This window comes from Pseudomonas sp. BT76 TE3572, from assembly GCF_050435365.1.
Taxonomy (GTDB): Bacteria; Pseudomonadota; Gammaproteobacteria; order Pseudomonadales; family Pseudomonadaceae; genus Aquipseudomonas; species Aquipseudomonas fluorescens_W.
In genome coordinates this window covers 5,381,834-5,398,327 of record NZ_JBNDKE010000001.1, presented here as the reverse complement: position 1 = coordinate 5,398,327, position 16,494 = coordinate 5,381,834, and the positions used below count along the sequence as shown (strand labels likewise).

General features: G+C 59.8%; 16 protein-coding genes. 8 read left to right on the top strand and 8 right to left on the bottom strand.

Features of this window, described 5'->3' with window-relative positions; all coding sequences use genetic code 11:
- Positions 1–32: 32 nt before the first annotated feature.
- Entirely contained in the window at positions 33–479 is a 447-nt protein-coding gene (locus tag ABH912_RS24520) for a DUF2442 domain-containing protein (RefSeq protein ID WP_429511854.1), read from the bottom strand.
- Positions 476–904 (bottom strand): hypothetical protein, encoded by a 429-nt coding sequence (locus tag ABH912_RS24515; RefSeq protein ID WP_033054241.1) that lies wholly within the window; start codon positions 902–904, stop codon positions 476–478. Before ABH912_RS24515 ends, ABH912_RS24520 begins: the two co-directional genes overlap by 4 nt.
- A 338-nt stretch (positions 905–1,242) precedes the next feature.
- On the opposite strand from ABH912_RS24515, the gene ABH912_RS24510 reads away from it, so the two are divergent.
- From ABH912_RS24510 to ABH912_RS24500, 3 genes are all read left to right on the top strand, one after another.
- Positions 1,243–2,154, top strand: a complete 912-nt coding sequence (locus tag ABH912_RS24510) for a LysR substrate-binding domain-containing protein (RefSeq protein WP_429511853.1) — start codon at positions 1,243–1,245, stop codon at positions 2,152–2,154.
- Positions 2,155–2,295: 141 nt separating this feature from the next.
- A complete protein-coding gene (gene aroQ / locus ABH912_RS24505; RefSeq protein WP_008084592.1) occupies positions 2,296–2,736 on the top strand; it encodes a type II 3-dehydroquinate dehydratase in 441 nt (146 codons plus the stop codon).
- 5 nt (positions 2,737–2,741) lie between these two features.
- On the top strand, positions 2,742–3,596 hold the full coding sequence (locus ABH912_RS24500; protein WP_429511852.1) for a shikimate dehydrogenase: 855 nt from the start codon (positions 2,742–2,744) through the stop codon (positions 3,594–3,596).
- A gap of 36 nt (positions 3,597–3,632) precedes the next feature.
- On the opposite strand, the gene ABH912_RS24495 is transcribed toward ABH912_RS24500, so the two are convergent.
- On the bottom strand, positions 3,633–4,310 hold the full coding sequence (locus ABH912_RS24495; RefSeq protein ID WP_429511851.1) for a TetR family transcriptional regulator: 678 nt from the start codon (positions 4,308–4,310) through the stop codon (positions 3,633–3,635).
- Positions 4,311–4,412: 102 nt separating this feature from the next.
- Complete coding sequence (gene quiC, locus ABH912_RS24490) at positions 4,413–6,314, bottom strand: 3-dehydroshikimate dehydratase QuiC (RefSeq protein WP_429511850.1); 1,902 nt, start codon at positions 6,312–6,314, stop codon at positions 4,413–4,415.
- 307 nt (positions 6,315–6,621) lie between these two features.
- On the opposite strand from quiC, the gene ABH912_RS24485 reads away from it, so the two are divergent.
- Positions 6,622–7,923, top strand: a complete 1,302-nt coding sequence (locus ABH912_RS24485; RefSeq protein WP_429511849.1) for an MFS transporter — start codon at positions 6,622–6,624, stop codon at positions 7,921–7,923.
- Positions 7,924–7,969: 46 nt separating this feature from the next.
- Here the strand turns inward: ABH912_RS24485 and ABH912_RS24480 are convergent, their stop codons facing one another.
- The 4 genes from ABH912_RS24480 to ABH912_RS24465 all read right to left on the bottom strand — a co-directional run bounded on the left by ABH912_RS24480 (position 7,970) and on the right by ABH912_RS24465 (position 11,655).
- The gene (locus ABH912_RS24480) at positions 7,970–8,848 is read right to left on the bottom strand and encodes a DMT family transporter (RefSeq protein WP_033054230.1); all 879 of its coding nucleotides are present in this window, start codon (positions 8,846–8,848) and stop codon (positions 7,970–7,972) included.
- 43 nt (positions 8,849–8,891) lie between these two features.
- Positions 8,892–9,707, bottom strand: coding sequence for a sugar phosphate isomerase/epimerase family protein (locus ABH912_RS24475; RefSeq protein WP_429511848.1), 816 nt, complete (start codon positions 9,705–9,707; stop codon positions 8,892–8,894).
- A gap of 2 nt (positions 9,708–9,709) precedes the next feature.
- A complete protein-coding gene (locus ABH912_RS24470; RefSeq protein WP_429511847.1) occupies positions 9,710–10,765 on the bottom strand; it encodes a Gfo/Idh/MocA family protein in 1,056 nt (351 codons plus the stop codon).
- A 113-nt stretch (positions 10,766–10,878) separates the two neighbouring features.
- Positions 10,879–11,655: an IclR family transcriptional regulator gene (locus tag ABH912_RS24465; RefSeq protein WP_429511846.1), complete on the bottom strand. Its 777-nt coding sequence runs from the start codon at positions 11,653–11,655 to the stop codon at positions 10,879–10,881.
- A gap of 177 nt (positions 11,656–11,832) precedes the next feature.
- Here ABH912_RS24465 and ABH912_RS24460 point away from each other — a divergent pair, with 177 nt between their 5' ends.
- The 4 genes from ABH912_RS24460 (at position 11,833) to ABH912_RS24445 (ending at position 16,468) form a co-directional block, all read left to right on the top strand.
- A complete protein-coding gene (locus ABH912_RS24460; protein ID WP_033054226.1) occupies positions 11,833–13,581 on the top strand; it encodes an FAD-dependent oxidoreductase in 1,749 nt (582 codons plus the stop codon).
- A complete protein-coding gene (locus ABH912_RS24455; protein ID WP_429511845.1) occupies positions 13,565–14,398 on the top strand; it encodes an aldo/keto reductase in 834 nt (277 codons plus the stop codon). Before ABH912_RS24460 ends, ABH912_RS24455 begins: the two co-directional genes overlap by 17 nt.
- A 216-nt stretch (positions 14,399–14,614) precedes the next feature.
- Positions 14,615–15,508 (top strand): KPN_02809 family neutral zinc metallopeptidase, encoded by an 894-nt coding sequence (ypfJ, locus tag ABH912_RS24450; protein WP_033054225.1) that lies wholly within the window; start codon positions 14,615–14,617, stop codon positions 15,506–15,508.
- The gene (locus tag ABH912_RS24445; RefSeq protein ID WP_429511844.1) at positions 15,509–16,468 is read left to right on the top strand and encodes an alpha/beta hydrolase; all 960 of its coding nucleotides are present in this window, start codon (positions 15,509–15,511) and stop codon (positions 16,466–16,468) included. It abuts the gene before it with no gap.
- Positions 16,469–16,494 lie beyond the last annotated feature (26 nt).

Genomic DNA, 16,494 nt, shown 5'->3' with positions numbered 1-16,494 from the left:
AGCCGTCATCACGACGGCTTTTTTGTGGGTGTTCAATCGGTGGCATCTGTCTTGCGCGGACGCCCGCCCTTGCGGCCATTCACCCGCGCAGCCTCGGCTTTGGCGGCGCTGCTTTGGCGACCATTGCGCGAGGCGATGACCGAGGCGGCCATGTCCATCAGCGGCTTGCTAGCCGAAATCATCCCGGCGATGGAAACGTGCAGATTCTTGCCCTCGTGGCAGAGCGCAGTCCCGGAAAAGCCGACTTTCAGGCCTGCGAAATCCTCGACCTCGAAATCATCAAATTCCGGATAGTGCTGCACGGGCAACAGCACGCCACTGCCATCAATGAAACTGACCGCCAGACACGGTTCTACATAAGCCACCGAAGTCACCCGCAAACCGCTTTTGTGGCGCACTTGCCCACGCTGAATGGCTTCATCCAGCACCGTATCGGTCACGGGCCGATCGACCAGCATTCCTGCCTGTATCGTTTTCATAGCTGGATCTCCACGCCCTCTGGAACGCCGATCAGCGCCAGCAGGGTCTTGTTCGTCTCGGGTTCATAGCAAGCCGAGCCAATCATCCAGGTCGTACTCGCAATCCTTTTTACCACCACAACTTCGCTGGACTGCCAGTCCCATATCTGATGATCGAGACAGACCGTGTTCAGCTTGTCCCACCAGATGGTACGAGCACGCCGCAAGTGGACCGGTTGTCGCAGCGCATGACGCAATCCTTCCAGCACGGCAACAGGTGGCCGGTTTGAATGAGGAACCACGTCCCACAACTCGACACTGTTATGCCAGAAGCTGAATTTGAAGCGCGCACTCCAGCTTCCGGCGTCCACATGCGCGTGCGGCGGACAGTGTTCATCACGCAACATGATCACCATTGAAAACCCTTTGTAGCTGAACAATCTCATGCTAACCCATCCGTTAGGTTAATGAGTCCAAAGACTCGACATTCCCTGGAAAATCCGACAATTGGCTCTTCGCTAAATCGTCATCACGACTCTGAGACTAGCGCCAAGCCTCGCCCCGGACCGGTGGATAACCGCGCAAAATGGTAAGCAATCCTTTCCTCGATCCCAAAAAAAGCCGTCACGAGGACGGCTTTCCTGGTTTTCTACACAATCACTGAGGCTGATTTTTTCGGTTCTCGGTCGGGGTCATTCCGGCGTAACCCCAATTATCGGTGTCGACTTAATTCATCTACAGTGGCGGAATTCAGTCCTTCATTTGATCCCTGGTGTAATCAATCATGCAGCGACAATTCGACGATCTTCAGCTGGGCAGCATCGAACTGTTTTGTCTGGCGGCCGAAGCCGGCAGTTTTACCGCCGCCGCGCTGGTGGCTGGCGTGACGCCCGCCGCCGTGAGCCGCTCGGTGTCGCGCATGGAGGAACGGCTGGGCGTGCGGTTGTTCGCCCGCACCACCCGCAGCGTCAAACTGAGCGACAGTGGTCGGCGGTATTACGAGGAATGTCGCCAGGCGCTGGCGCAATTGGTTGAGGCCCAGCGTGAGGTCATGGGTCAGCAGCAACAGCCTTCCGGCACCTTGCGTATCAGCATACCCACCACCTATGCCCATCACCGGATTCTGCCGTTGTTGCCGGCTTTTCGGGCACGCTTTCCAGCGGTGAAGGTCGAGTCGCACATCAGCAATCGCAACATCGATTTCGTCGGTGAAGGCTATGACATGGCGATCCGCGTGCGGGCGATTCCGGACTCCGGCCTGATTGCCCGACAGTTGGAAGACGCCGCGCTGGTAATGATTGCCAGTCCTGACTACCTCAAGCACGCGGGCACTCCACAAACGCTGGATGATCTTAAACAGCACGAGTGCATCCAGTACGAATTGCCCAGCAGCGGTAGGCGGATTGCCTGGCTGTTCAACGACAACGGCGTGCACCGGGAGATTCTCGCCGAGGGCAATCTCAGTTGTTCCGACGACGTACTGGGCGGCGTGACCCTGGCCAAACATGGCGCGGGACTGTTTCAGACCTATCGCTTTATCGTCGAAAACGAATTGGCCGATGGCTCGCTGGTGGAAGTGCTCAAGCCATATGGCGGACGCTCGCGACCGTTCACCCTGCTCTACCCGCAAACTCGCCATATGCCGTTGCGATTGAGGGCGTTCATCGATTTTCTGGTGGAGCATCTGCCCCGCTGAAAAGCTAAAACCGTCCGATCACCGCACACATTAACCCAGAGAACCGCCTCTTCAATTGACCAAATTAACCATCTAGTACAATTTATCTCCACAGGCTGAAACCCTCGGCCAATGCCAAAAACAATAAGTGGAGAGACCCCGATGCCCCCTATCGTTCTGGTGCTCAACGGCCCCAACCTGAACCTGCTCGGCACCCGTGAACCGGCGACTTACGGCCACGAAACCCTGGCCGACATCTCAGCGCTGTGCGGTCGTGCCGCCGAAGAGTTCGGCCTGGCGGTGGAGTTTCGCCAGACCAATCATGAAGGCGAACTGCTCGACTGGATTCACGCCGCGCGCGGCCGTTGCGCCGGGATCGTCATCAACCCGGCCGCCTGGACCCACACCTCGGTCGCGATCCGCGATGCCCTGGTCGCCAGCGAATTGCCGGTGATCGAAGTCCACCTGTCCAACGTTCATGCCCGCGAGCCCTTCCGCCACCACTCTTTTGTGTCGGCCATCGCCACGGCGGTGATGGCCGGTTTCGGCAGCCACGGCTATCGCCTGGCGCTGGAGCATTTCAGCCAACGTTTGAAGGGGTGAACGCCGTGACTCAGACCAATGCTGTACTGGCCGGACTGATCGGCGCCGGCATCCAGGCCTCTCGCACCCCGGCGCTGCACGAGCATGAAGGCGATGCCCAGGGTTTGCGTTACCTCTATCGTCTGATCGATCTGGACCAGTTGAAACTCGACAGCAGTGCCCTGCCCGACCTGCTGATGGCTGCCGAGCGGATGAACTTCACGGGTCTGAACATCACCTTTCCGTGCAAGCAGACGATCATCCCGCTGCTCGACGAGTTGTCACCAGAAGCTAGAGGCATTGGAGCGGTGAACACGGTCGTGCTGAAGGACGGCAAACGCATCGGCCACAACACCGATTGCCTGGGCTTCGCCGAGGGTTTCCGTCGTGGCTTGAAGGGCGTTGCCCTTGAGCGCGTAGTGCAAATGGGTGCCGGTGGCGCTGGCGCGGCAGTGGCCCACGCCCTTTTGAGTGAAGGCGTACAGCTGCTGAACATTTTTGACGTGGACCTCAGCCGTGCCCAGAGCCTGGCGGACAATCTCAATCAACATTTCGGCGTCGGCCGGGCGGTGGCGGGCCATGACTTGCCGAGCACCCTGGCCCAGGCTGACGGCCTGGTGAACACCACCCCCATGGGCATGAAAAAACTGCCGGGCATGCCAGTGCCGGTGGAGCTTCTTCGAGGTGAGTTATGGGTGGCGGAGATCGTTTACTTCCCGCTGGAGACCGAACTGCTGCGCAACGCCCGCGCGCTGGGTTGCCGCACGCTGGATGGCGGCAACATGGCCGTGTTTCAGGCGGTGAAGGCGTTTGAGTTGTTCAGTGGCGTGGTGCCGGATGCGCAGCGGATGCTCGAGCATTTTCAGAGCATGAATGGCTGAACGGATGCGGTGAGGGGGCAATCCCCTCACCCCACGTCAGGCCTGTAGATAGCGCAAAACCGACTCGCAAATCATCTCTCGATGACGCTGCTTGATGCTTTCGTCCGGCAAGTCGACCTGAAAGATCTCACCGAAAGTATGGCGGTTCGACACGCGATAGAAGCAGAACGAGCTGATCAGCAGATGCACATCCAACGGCTCGAGCCCGGCGCGGAACACGCCTTCCTCAGCACCGCGACGCAAAATCTCGCCCAGTGAATCGAGGATGGTGTTGTTCATCGCCTTGATCGCATCGGAGCGCTTCACGTATTCAGCGTTGTGAATGTTCTCGATGCTGACAATCCGCACAAAATCGACGTTGCGATCATGGTGGTCGAAAGTGAATTCCACCAGCCGCCGAATCGCTTCAACCGGCGCCAGTTCGGTCAGGTGCAGACGGTTTTCGGTGCTGCGGATATCGCCGTAGAGTTTCTCCAGCACCTCGACGTAGAGCTGTTCCTTACTGCCGAAGTAGTAATAGATCATGCGTTTTGAGGTGTGGATGCGCTCGGCAATCGCATCGACGCGAGCGCCGGAAAGCCCCTGCTGGACGAACTCGACAATCGCCTCTTGAAGGATATTCTCGCGGGTCTTTTCCGGGTTGTTCTTGCGACTCTTGCGCGGCTCGACAATCGGCTCGGCGGGCGCGGCGGAGAGTTCTGAAGTTATCGTCATTGCGGGCTCACGGCCATCACTGCACAGGTGGGCGATTATGAGCCGCGCCGCACAGTGAAGGAAGCCGCGCGGCAGCGGTTTGTTTCCGTGTTTACGATTTTCCTACAACTTTGCCTGACGTACAGCACCGCTTCGCGACTTGGCCATGGCCGCCAGTCGCACCGCGACGTTGGCTGCGCCGTAACCTGCGTAGCCGTTCTTGCGCTGGATGATCTCGAAGAAGAAACGTCCTTCGAACGGTTCGGTATACACATGGAACAACTCGCCACCCTGGGCATCGCGGTCGTAGAGCACATTGTAATAGGCCAGTTCGCTTAGGAACTCGTCGTCGAAGTCGAACCGCGCAGCGAGGTCATCGTAGTAATTGAGCGGGATATCCAGCAGCGGTACGCCTGCCTCCTTGGCCCGGCTGACTTCGGCAAAGATGTCGTCGCAATCGAAGGCGATGTGATGCACGCCGGAGCCGCGATAACTCGACAATGCGTGTGAGATTGCGGTGTTGCGGTTCTCGGAAATGTTCAGCGGCAAACGGATGGAACTGTCCCGACTGCGCAGCGCCCGACTCTTCACCAGGCCATACGGATCAGGCAGCACCACTTCATCGTCCGCTTCGAAATCCAGCAGGCTTTTATAGAACAGCACCCAACTGTCGAGGCTGTCGGCAGGCAGCGCCATGGCCATATGGTCGATGCGCTTGAGGCCGCCACTGGCCACGGCGGCGGGTTGCAGATTGAAGTCGGTGCCGTAGACATCGGCGTGCTGGTCCACCAGATAAATCAGGCTGCCATCCGGCGCGCGAACTGCGGCGAGCTCCAGTTCATTGGGGCCAACCAGCCCGCGATACGGCTGACCTTTATAGGCCACGGCCCGCGCCAGCGCACTGGCGCTGTCCTTGACCCGCACGGCAGTGGCGCATAGCGAGGGGCCGTGAGCTTCGAAAAAACTGTGGGCGAAGGAGTAAGGCTCAGAGTTGAGGATCAGGTTGATATCACCCTGACGCAGCAGGCTGACGCTCTTGGAACGGTGTTGCCCTGCCTTGACGAAGCCCAGCCGCTCCAGCCAATGGGACAGTTTGGCGCCAAGGCTTTCGTCCACGGCGAATTCAAGAAACTCGATGCCGTTGTACTCGCTGGCCTTGGGCGTCTCGAACAGAATGTCGACAGTCGCCGGGGGCTTGGCTTCCTGCGCCAGACGTTCGCGGGTTTTCTCTTCCAGGTACAGCAACGAGCGCAAACCATCGGCGGCATTGGCCCGTGGCGGCGCGGCGCGGAAGCCGTCGTTGAATATCTCCAGCGACAACGGCCCGGTGTAACCGCTCTTGATGATCGGCGCGAGGAAACCCGGCAGATCGAATTCACCCTGGCCCGGGAAACAGCGGAAATGCCGACTCCACTCCAGCACGTCCATGGCCAGGATCGGCGCGTCGGCCATTTGCACGAAGAAAATCTTGTCGCCGGGAATCTCGGCAATCGCGCTCGGATCACCCTTGAGCGACAGCGTGTGAAAGCTGTCCAGCAACACGCCGAGGTTGGGATGATCGGCCTGACGGACGATGTTCCACACCTGTTGATAAGTGTTCACGTGGCGGCCCCAGGCCAGCGCTTCGTAGCCGATCCGCAAACCACGGGCACCCGCGTGCTCGGCCAGCAGGCGCAAGTCGTCGACTAAAATCTGTTCGTCACCGATAGAGTCGGCCGAAGCGTTGCTGCACACCAGCACCAGGTCCGTACCCAGTTCCTGCATCAGGTCGAACTTGCGCTCGGCCCGCTCCAGGTTGCGTGGCAGGCGGTCGCGGCGGCAGCCCTCGAAATCCCGGAAGGGTTGAAACAGCGTGATCGCGATCCCGAGGTCGGCGCACATCTGTTTAATTTCCCGCGGACTACCGTCGTAGTAGAGAAGGTCGTTCTCGAAAATCTCCACCCCGTCGAAACCGGCGGCGGCGATGGCTTCAAGTTTTTCCGGCAGGGTACCGCTCAAGGACACGGTGGCAATGGAACGCTGCATATATCGACTCCCGGTGGAGGCTTCGGCTACAGGGAATTTGCGCCGCTTTTAAAAGAATGTGCGAATTATTGAGCCGGGTTGTTTAATGAGCAATTCAAAGTGTACTACCCAGTTAGTTTTGCGTGCGATTATCGAACACAATGGCCCTTGGCGAATTGACGATTTTTCGTCCACTGCGCAACATCGACTCCACATTGAGCCCGGTCACACACCTCGGTCTCGGTGACCAAAGACCCAGAACACCACATAAAAACAATCGGTGGCCTACATGACTCCTTCTCAAAGCTCTCCCGTGGAGCGTTCCTCCATGACTTCTGCCACTGGTGGCATCGGCGACAAGATCCGTGGCGCGATGGCGGTCGGCAAAACCCGTTGGGGCATGCTGGCGCTGGTGTTCTTCGCCACCACCCTGAACTACATTGACCGCGCCGCACTGGGCGTGATGCAGCCTATCCTGGCCAAGGAAATGAGCTGGACGGCGATGGATTACGCCAACATCAACTTCTGGTTCCAGGTCGGCTACGCCATCGGTTTCGTGCTGCAAGGCCGGTTGATCGACCGGGTCGGCGTCAAGCGCGTGTTCTTCTTCGCCGTGCTGCTCTGGAGCCTGGCGACCGGTGCCCATGGCCTGGCCACTTCGGCCGTCGGTTTCATGGTCTGCCGATTCATTCTGGGTCTGACGGAAGCCGCCAACTATCCGGCGTGCGTGAAGACCACCCGGTTGTGGTTCCCGGCCGGCGAACGCGCCGTGGCCACCGGCATCTTCAACGCCGGCACCAACGTCGGGGCGATGTTCACGCCGATGCTGCTGCCGCTGATTCTTCACGTGTGGGGCTGGCAGGCCGCGTTCCTGTGCATGTCAGCACTGGGCGGGATCTGGTTGTTGTTCTGGGGCTTGAAGTACTTCAACCCGGAAGATCACCCGAGCGTTAAACAATCGGAACTGGACTACATCCAGAAGGAAGTCGAGCCGGAACAATCCCGCGTGCCGTTCTCGAAAATCCTGCGCATGCGTGGCACCTGGGCCTTCGCCCTGGCTTACGCGATCACCGCGCCGGTGTTCTGGTTCTACCTCTACTGGCTGCCACCGTTCCTCAATCAGCAATACAACCTGGGGATCAACGTGACCCAAATGGGTATCCCGCTGATCATCATCTACCTCACTGCCGATTTCGGCAGCGTCGGCGGCGGGATCCTGTCCTCGTTCCTGATCGGCCGTGGCGTCAACCCGATCAAGGCGCGGCTGATGTCCATGTTCCTGTTCGCCTGCTGCATCGTCGGCGTAATCATGGCGGCGGGTTCGAGCAGTCTGTGGGTCGCGGTGTTCGCCATCTCCCTGGCCATCGGTGCGCACCAGGCCTGGACCGCGAACATCTGGAGCCTGGTGATGGACTACACGCCTAAACACATGATGAGTACGGTGTTCGGCTTCGGTGGCATGTGCGCGGCCATCGGCGGGATGTTCATGACCCAGTTGGTCGGCCATATTCTGACGATCACCAACAACAACTACACCGTGCTGTTCACCATGATTCCGGCGATGTACTTCATCGCGCTGATCTGGATGTACTTCATGGCACCGCGCAAGATTCCTACCGTCACCGCGTAAAAACCCTCCTCTTGGCAGGCCTGATTCCAGGCCTGCCCTGCTGCTCTCACCGACGACTCTGCTGCCAGGCTGCCGCCAACCCGCTACAGCAAATCACCGCGATCCCGACCACCGTGGTCAGGGTCGGCGTGTGAGAAAACAGCAACCAACCCAGCAAACCGGCAAAGACAATCTGGCAATAGCCGAACGGCGCCAACAACGCCGGGGCAGCGTGGCGGAAGGCTTGTGTCAGAAACAGGTGAGCCGTCATCCCGCAGGCGCCCAGCGCCACCATCATCAACCCATGGCCCAGGCTGGGAACTTGCCAGAAGAATGGCACCAGCGCGCTCATCACCAGGGTGTTGCACAGCCCGGCGAAGAAGTTACTGGTGGTCGGGCTGTCGATGTTGCTGAGCTTGCGGGTGAGCAACTGATAGAAGCAGAAAAACAGCGCCGAGCAGAGCGGCAGCAACACCGCCGGGGTAAAGAGTTCTCCGCCGGGATGGACGATGATCAACACGCCGATGAACCCGCAAATCACCGCAATCCACTGGCCACGCGTGACGTGCTCGCGCAGCAGTGGCACCGACAGCGCAGTCACCAGAACCGGCGCAAGAAAGTTGACCGCCGTGGCTTCCGCCAAAGGGATGTACTGCAAGCCGGTGGTGAAAAACAGACTGGTGCCCAACAGGCACAACGCCCGCAACAGCTGAAGTAACGGCCGTTTGGTTCGTAGGACACCCAGCCCGGATTGCGGTAGAAAAATCCCGGCCATGAGTAAGGTGTGAACCACATACCGGGCCCACACCACCATGACGATCGGGTAGAAGCCCGAGAGGTATTTCGACAAGGCGTCGTGACTGGAAAACAGGAAGGTCGCAACGACGATCAGCAGAATCCCTTTGAAGGGTTGGTTTACACCGGAGAGCGGAGTGCTGACGGTCATTCGGTATCCCTTTTGTTTTGCATCAACTAGTTAAAAGCATCCCTTACAGCCGCGCTAACAACTCATGGGTTTTACTCAACGCCATCCGCGCCCGCTGCAACCCGCTCACGCCCTGCTCAAGCAACTTCACAGTAGGGATCTCCAGGCTCAACGGAATATCGGCCGGTAAATACTGCAACAACCCCGCCAGATCACAATCGCCATCGCCCGGAAAACGCCGCTCGTTACGGGCCTGGCGCAGAATCTCTGACATGTCATTCGGCCGTGGCCCGGCAACGTCGCACAGCTGGGCATACCGTAACCGTGACGGGGCAACTCTGGCCAGATCTTCCAGCCGCGAAGCCGAACGGTCGAAGTGAAACGCATCCACCAACACCGCGCCGTTTTCACGCCCCGCGTTTTCGACGATGCGCACCGCCTGCTCGAGATTGCGCGCATCGGTCCACGGCATGAACTCCAAATGCGGATGAAACCCGTAAGGTGCCGCCAGATCACACAGTCGAGCGAAGTTGTCGGTGAGCCGCTGTTCGTCAGAATCGTTACCGGCCACCAGCAATTCACTGGCACCGAATTCGGCACCGACCGCCAGAATCTTCTCGAAATCGGCGACGACGGTTTCCGGTTTAAGACGCAGGATCTCGACATCCAACACACGAATGCCGGTCTCGCGCAGTCGCGCCAACGTCTTGCGCCTTAACCCGACATCGGCGACCAGCGCAAAGTGGTGTTCTTCAGGCGTCGCAGGCTCCAACCGTAATCCGACATGACTGTAACCAGCCTGTGCTGCCACTTCGACCATCTCCGGTGGTGACAATTCCAGCACCGTCAGGCTGGCCAGGGAAAAGATCCGATCGTTCATGGTCATTCCTCGATCAAGGTCGGTGCGCAGGCACGACCGATTTCGGCGGCCTCGCGTATCGCTTCAATCAGCGCCAAGGTGCGGGCGGCATCCGCGACGCTCACCAACGGCTCGACTTCCCGACGCGCCACACGCACGAAATGCTGCAACTGCAAACGCAGCGCTTCATCGGCGCTGAAGTTTTCCTGCACCGTCAGCAACGGTTGATGCCATCCCCCATCGGTATCAGCGTAGTGCCAGCGCTTAAGTTGCGGAATGCTCAACGCACCGCCGGTCCCGGCGAGCAGATAACACGGTTGATCGGCCTGACGTGGGTACACCGGGTTCTCGCCGCAATCCAGCTCCCAGCTCCAGGGCGCCGCGACCGCATCGGAACCGGTCAGGCTGCCCAGCGCGCCGCTGTCGAATTGCAGCAACATCGCCGCGCAATCTTCGTTGGCAAAACCGCGCACCGCATTGCTGGTGATCGCCTGAACCTGCCGCACTTCGCCACACAAATGCCGCAGCAGATCGAGGTCGTGAATCAGGTTGGTCAGCAACATTCCCGCGCCGGGTTCGCGCCGCCAGGGCGTCTCGAAATAGCTGTCGGGTTTGCGCAGTTGCCAGAGCGCGGTCACTGTCGTCAGCCGGCCCAACGCGCCGCTTTGCACCAGGTCATGGGCGCGGACGATCAACGGATTATGCCGACGATGATGACCGACCAGCACCGGAACGCCGGTGGCTTTCGAAGCGCCGACCAGTTCGCGGACTTCATTCAAGTGCACGCCCACCGGTTTTTCCAGCAGGACCGGCACGCCGACAGCGAGGCAATCAAGTGCGGTGCTGACGTGCAGCGTATTCGGATTGGCGACGATCACCGCGTCTGGCTTGACCTGCTCCAACATCTGACGGTGATCAGCGAAATACGCCACGCCCCACTCCGCCGCCAGCCCCACTGCCTGCGGACCCGGATCGGCCACTGCGCACAAGGTTGCTTCCGTCAGGGATTGCAGATGCCGGTAATGCTGCTGGCCCATATTGCCAGCCCCGATCAGGGCAATACGCAAGGGTGAACTCATCGTGCGGTCCTCTTGTGATCATTGTTGGAAGGGCGACTTCCAACAATTTAGAACCTGGTTCCAGATTCTTACACAAGCAAACCGAAAAAGTGTGCGAACAACGCACACATCAATCAGCTGAACAACTCAGACGCCAGACTGGCCGCCGACAGTTCCTCAGTAAACCTCAACAACAATGGTGCCAATTCATGCAATCGCGCCCCCGGCATCCGCGCGCTGGGCCCCGCGATGCTCAGCACGCCGATGACTCGACCATCACTCGGATGTCGCACCACCGCAGCAATCGCCGAGGTGCCCACCGCCGAACTTTCCTCGACCCAGGCATACCCCTGCTCCCGCGCCATACGCAGGCGCTCCAGCAGTTCGATGTTGGAACGTGGTGCATTCGGCCCAATGTCCTTCGGCCGCTCGCCACCCTGCCGTTCGACCAGGGACAGCGCCTCGGCATCACTCATACACGCCAGCCATGCATGCCCCGACGCCGTATAAAACAGAGGCGCATCGCGGCCCATGTCCGGGTCGTAGCGCAGGCCGGAACGGGCGCCCTGGGATTTGGCGATCCAGATCTGCCGCTCACCTTCAATCACCCCAAGCCGCACCAGCTCGCCGGTTTCCTGGGCGAGGCGGTCAAGCACCGGCTGCACAATATCGGCACCGCTGCCCGACAGGTAACGGAAACCCATGGCCACCAGTTTGGTCGACAGGTGATACCGCAGGTTCTCTGGATTTTGTCGCACGTAACCCAGCCGAATCAGCTCGGCGAGCAACCGGTGGGTCGCGCTTTTGGGAATATCCAGTTGCTCCGCCAGCGTCTGCATCGGCAGGCCCCGAGGGTCACTGGTGAGGCTTTCAAGCATGCTGAAAACACGTTCGATCTGACTGCCGGCCATGGGAGGTTCCACACAAAATTTGTCCGATTCTAGAAGACAACAGACCGAATGCGAAATCTGGAACCCACTGTCCGATAACCGCCCGCTTTACCCGGTGAAAGGTTGCCGAGTTCGATTACGCTCCTATATTTTCTGGAATCAAATTCTAAAAAATACAAACCGCTGGAGCTTCAGACGATGCCTGCCGAATCAAATAATCTCCCGGATATCGATTGCGACGTGCTCATCGTCGGCTCCGGTGCGGCGGGACTGTCCACTGCAGTCACCGCGGCGTGGCACGGCCTAAAAATCATCGTGGTCGAAAAAGATCCAGTGTTTGGTGGCGCCACGGCATGGTCCGGTGGTTGGGCGTGGGTGCCGTGCAATCCTCTGGCTCGACGCGCCGGGATCGTCGAAGACGTCGAGCAGCCACGCACTTACCTGAAACACGAATTGGGCGAGCGTTACGAGCCGGCCATGATCGATGCTTTCCTCGAAGCCGGTCCGCGGATGGTGGCGTTCTTTGAGCAGCACACCTCGCTGCAGTTTGCCGACGGCAACGCCATTGCCGATATTCATGGCGATACACCGGGTGCCGGCACGGGAGGACGTTCGGTCATCGCGGCGCCTTACGATGGGCGAAAAGTCGGCAAGCTGCTCAAGCGTCTTCGCAAGACCATGCGGGAAACTTCGTTCATGGGCATGCCAATCATGGCAGGCGCGGACCTCTCGGCATTTCTCAATCTGACCCGCTCGCTGGCGGCGGCCTGGCACGTGACCCGGCGCTTTTCGCGGCACCTGCTCGATCTCGCTGTGCATGGTCGGGCGATGCAACTGGTCAACGGTGTCGCGCTGGTGGCTCGGCTGGCAAAATCCGCCGAAGACCTCGGCGTATTGCTCTGGGAGTCGGCGCCCGTTACCGAGCTGCTGCGCGATGGCGATCAGGTTCGAGGCGCGATGGTCAGCACCGCCAAAGGCAAGGTCCGCATCCGTGTGCGCAAGGCCGTGGTGTTGGCGGCCGGCGGTTTTGCCAATGACATCGAGCGGCGCAAGGCATTGTTTCCCCGTACGCCAACCGGGCATGAACACCTGGCGCTGCCACCCCTCGGCGTCTGCGGCGATGGCCTGCGATTGGGCGAAAGCGCTGGCGCGCGGGTGAACACCGATCTGGCGTCGCCCGTCGCCTGGGCACCGGTTTCGCAAGTGCCACACAAGGACGGCAGCCTCGGCCACTTCCCGCACATCATCGAGCGCGGCAAACCGGGGATCATTGGCGTGTTGAGCAACGGCCAGCGCTTTGTCAACGAAGCCAACGGCTACTTCGACTATGTGACGGCCATGGTCGCCGCCGCCCCGAAGGGCGAAGCAGTCGTCTCCTGGCTGGTCTGCACCCATGGCTTTCAGCGGCGTTATGGCCTGGGTATCTCTCGGCCGTTTCCGCTGCCGCTGTCATCCTTTATCCGCAGCGGCTATCTGAAAACCGGCAACACCCTTGAGGAACTGGCCCAGGCCTGCGGCATCGACCCGAAAGGTTTGCGCAGCACCGTGTCCGAATACAACCGGCACGCGCGCAAGGGTGAAGACCCGCTGTTCGGTCGCGGTTCGACGCCTTACAACCGCAAACAGGGTGATGCGTTGCAACAACCCAACCCTTGCGTCGCACCGATCGAACAAGGCCCCTTCTATGCCGTGAAAGTCCAGCCCGGCTGCTTCGGCACCTTCGCCGGCCTCAAGGTCAATGAACATGCCCAGGTGCTCGGCGAATCGGGGGAGGCCATCGCCGGGCTGTACGCAGCAGGCGGAGACATGGCCAGCATCATGGGCGGGCACTACCCCGCCGGCGGCATCAATCTGGGCCCGGCGCTGACCTTCGGCTACATCGCCGCGCGACATATCGCAGGTATTACCGCTTACGAACAGGAGATCGACTATGCAGCGCATCGTTAACGCACAGGGTTTGAACATGCCCAAACTCGGCCTCGGCACCTGGCCGATGCTCGGCGAGGAATGCACTCGCGCCGTGGAACAGGCCTTGGCATTGGGTTATCGGCACATCGACACCGCCGCGGCCTACAACAATGAAGACGCCGTCGGCCAGGCGCTGGTGAACAGTCCTACCCCTCGCGATCACATCCACGTCACCACCAAAGTCTGGTGGGATCAGCTTCAACCCGATGCCATGCGCCATTCCATGGACCGCAGCCTCAAGGCCTTGCGCAGCGATTACGTTGACCTGTTCATGATCCACTGGCCGACCACCGACTGGGACTTGCCGAGCACGATCGAGACCCTGGTGTCATTCAAGGAACAAGGACTGGCGCGCAACATCGGTGTGGCGAATTTTCCACTGCCGTTGTTGCGCAAAGTCGTCGAGGAACTGGGGACGCCGCTGTCAACCATTCAGGTCGAGTACCACGTACTGCTCGGACAAAACGCTCTGCTGAACTACGCCCGCCAACATGATCTGGCGCTGACGGCCTACACGCCACTGGCCCGCAACAAGGTCTCGGACATCCCACAAATCCGGCAGATCGCCGCCAAACACGGAGTCCTGCCAACGCAAGTGGCACTCAAGTGGCTGCTTGATCAACCGAACGTGGCCGCCATTCCAAAAGCCCGCAGCCAGGCCAATCAACTGGCCAACCTGGCAGCGCTCGAGGTGAATCTGGATGACGAAGACCGAACGTTGATCGCCGGTTTGTCCAAACGCGAACGCCAGGTCAATCCAGACTTTGCGCCAGTGTGGGATGCGTTCGACCGTTAATTTCGCCGACGCAGGTGGTCGCCTGCTCGATAAAAACCCGTCGCCTGAAGGAATTAGATGGGTTGTCCGTGTTCAATACGAGTCTGGAAGACTTCCGGCAACCCATCACAGGTTGCCGGGAAGGCTGCTGTGCGCAACAAAAGATGGACGACCGGACTGGCGCCGCTCCCACTCAGCAGCAACACTCATCCCCACGGACACTCAGAGGATTCCCACATGCTATGGAAAAAAGGCCGACGCAGCGACAACGTGGTCGATGCCCGTGGTGATGATGTCGGCGGTGGCGGTGGAGGAATGCGCTTCGGTGGCGGCAAGGGGCTGAGCCTGACGGCGATTATCTTGATCGTCGGGATCGGCTGGATCACCGGCCAGGACCCCATGCAAATCCTCGGGCAACTGACCGGGCAGATGAGCGAGCAATCGGCACCGGCCCCGACTCAAACCCGCAAGGCGCCGCCGGCCACTGATGAAGGCGCCGAGTTCGTGCGTTCGATCCTCGGCGATACCGAGGACACCTGGGGGCAGATTTTCCAGCAGGCCGGTCGTCAATATAAAGACCCGACCCTGGTGCTGTTCAGCAACCGCGTTAACTCGGCCTGTGGCCTGGCGACATCCGCGACCGGCCCGTTCTATTGCCCGGCGGACCAGAAGGTCTACCTGGACATGAGTTTCTTCCAGGAAATGTCCCAACGTTTTGCCGCCGCTGGCGACTTCGCTCAGGCCTACGTGATCGCTCACGAAATCGGACACCATGTGCAGACCTTGCTCGGTGTTTCCGCAAAAATTCAGACTGCCCGCCAACAGGGTCGGCAGATGGAAGGCGACGGCGGTTTGCTGGTACGCCAGGAACTGCAGGCCGATTGCCTGGCCGGCGTCTGGGCCAACAATGCGCAGAAACGGCTGAACTGGCTGGAACCCGGTGACATCGAAGAAGCCTTGAACGCCGCCAACGCCATCGGCGATGACCGCTTGCAACAGCAAGGTCAGGGTCGGGTGGTGCCGGACTCGTTTACTCATGGTACGTCGGCGCAAAGGGTGCGCTGGTTCAAAACCGGATTCGCGCAGGGCCAGGTCGGCCAGTGCGATACCTTTGCAGCGAAAAACCTATAAATGAATAAGTGGCTGTTAGCTCTACTGATCACCTGCGCAAGCGCCCAGGCTGCCGAGCATGCGGTCAAGGACGTCAGCCCCGGACGCCTGTTGCTGACTTCAGGTGAAATCGCGGTGGGCATCGGCCCGGCGCCGAAAAAAATCGAACGCGTGCTGATCATCATCCATGGTCGATTGCGCAATGCCGACACCTATCGCCAGAGCGCCGTGCGCGCGGCCGAACAGGCCGGGCAAAGCGCGAGTACCTTGGTGATCGCACCGCAATTTCTCAATGAAACCGACGTCACGGCCCATACCGTGGCTGACAGCGTATTGCGCTGGCAGGGCAATGACTGGATGGCGGGCGGTTTATCCACCGCTCCACTTTCCATGAGCTCCTACGCGGCGCTCGACGAAATCATCGCCCGAATCGGCGATCGAAAACAGTTTCCGGACGTGAAGCAGATTGTCATTGCCGGTCACTCCGGCGGCGCTCAGGTGGTGCAGCGATACGCGTTGCTGGGCCACGATCAGCCAGCGCTCAAGGCGGCCGACATACAGGTGCGTTATGTCATTGCCAACCCATCGTCTTATGCGTACTTCGATGAGCGACGGCCGGCGGCGTTCAGCCATGCCGGTTGCCCGAATTTCAATCGCTGGAAGTACGGGCTGACGGATTTACCCGCTTATGCCAAAGGGCAAAACGCCAAGCAGCTGGAGGAAAACTACGTCAAACGCGATGTCGTTTACCTACTCGGGCAGCAGGACAGCGACCCGAAGCAGCCGGCGCTGGATAAAAGCTGTGAGGCCCAGGCTCAGGGAGCCAATCGATTGGCTCGCGGGCGCAATTATTTTGCTTATCTGAAGCGGCTGCATCCTCAAGGATTGAGTCAGCAACTGATTGAAGTGCCCGGGGTCGGGCATGACGGGGATGGGATGTTTAACTCGCCGCAGGGGCAGAAGGCGTTGTTCGGTCAGTGATAACGCCTTCGCGGGCAAGCCTCGCT

What these genes read in the sequence shown, in the direction of transcription:
- ABH912_RS24520 (WP_429511854.1), bottom strand. Translation starts at nt 479, where the DNA reads ATGAAAACGATACAGGCAGGAATGCTGGTCGATCGGCCCGTGACCGAT.
- ABH912_RS24515 (WP_033054241.1), bottom strand. Translation starts at nt 904, where the DNA reads ATGAGATTGTTCAGCTACAAAGGGTTTTCAATGGTGATCATGTTGCGT.
- ABH912_RS24510 (WP_429511853.1), top strand. Translation starts at nt 1,243, where the DNA reads ATGCAGCGACAATTCGACGATCTTCAGCTGGGCAGCATCGAACTGTTT.
- aroQ (WP_008084592.1), top strand. Translation starts at nt 2,296, where the DNA reads ATGCCCCCTATCGTTCTGGTGCTCAACGGCCCCAACCTGAACCTGCTC.
- ABH912_RS24495 (WP_429511851.1), bottom strand. Translation starts at nt 4,310, where the DNA reads ATGACGATAACTTCAGAACTCTCCGCCGCGCCCGCCGAGCCGATTGTC.
- quiC (WP_429511850.1), bottom strand. Translation starts at nt 6,314, where the DNA reads ATGCAGCGTTCCATTGCCACCGTGTCCTTGAGCGGTACCCTGCCGGAA.
- ABH912_RS24485 (WP_429511849.1), top strand. Translation starts at nt 6,622, where the DNA reads ATGACTTCTGCCACTGGTGGCATCGGCGACAAGATCCGTGGCGCGATG.
- ABH912_RS24480 (WP_033054230.1), bottom strand. Translation starts at nt 8,848, where the DNA reads ATGACCGTCAGCACTCCGCTCTCCGGTGTAAACCAACCCTTCAAAGGG.
- ABH912_RS24475 (WP_429511848.1), bottom strand. Translation starts at nt 9,707, where the DNA reads ATGAACGATCGGATCTTTTCCCTGGCCAGCCTGACGGTGCTGGAATTG.
- ABH912_RS24470 (WP_429511847.1), bottom strand. Translation starts at nt 10,765, where the DNA reads ATGAGTTCACCCTTGCGTATTGCCCTGATCGGGGCTGGCAATATGGGC.
- ABH912_RS24465 (WP_429511846.1), bottom strand. Translation starts at nt 11,655, where the DNA reads ATGGCCGGCAGTCAGATCGAACGTGTTTTCAGCATGCTTGAAAGCCTC.
- ABH912_RS24460 (WP_033054226.1), top strand. Translation starts at nt 11,833, where the DNA reads ATGCCTGCCGAATCAAATAATCTCCCGGATATCGATTGCGACGTGCTC.
- ABH912_RS24455 (WP_429511845.1), top strand. Translation starts at nt 13,565, where the DNA reads ATGCAGCGCATCGTTAACGCACAGGGTTTGAACATGCCCAAACTCGGC.
- ypfJ (WP_033054225.1), top strand. Translation starts at nt 14,615, where the DNA reads ATGCTATGGAAAAAAGGCCGACGCAGCGACAACGTGGTCGATGCCCGT.
- ABH912_RS24445 (WP_429511844.1), top strand. Translation starts at nt 15,509, where the DNA reads ATGAATAAGTGGCTGTTAGCTCTACTGATCACCTGCGCAAGCGCCCAG.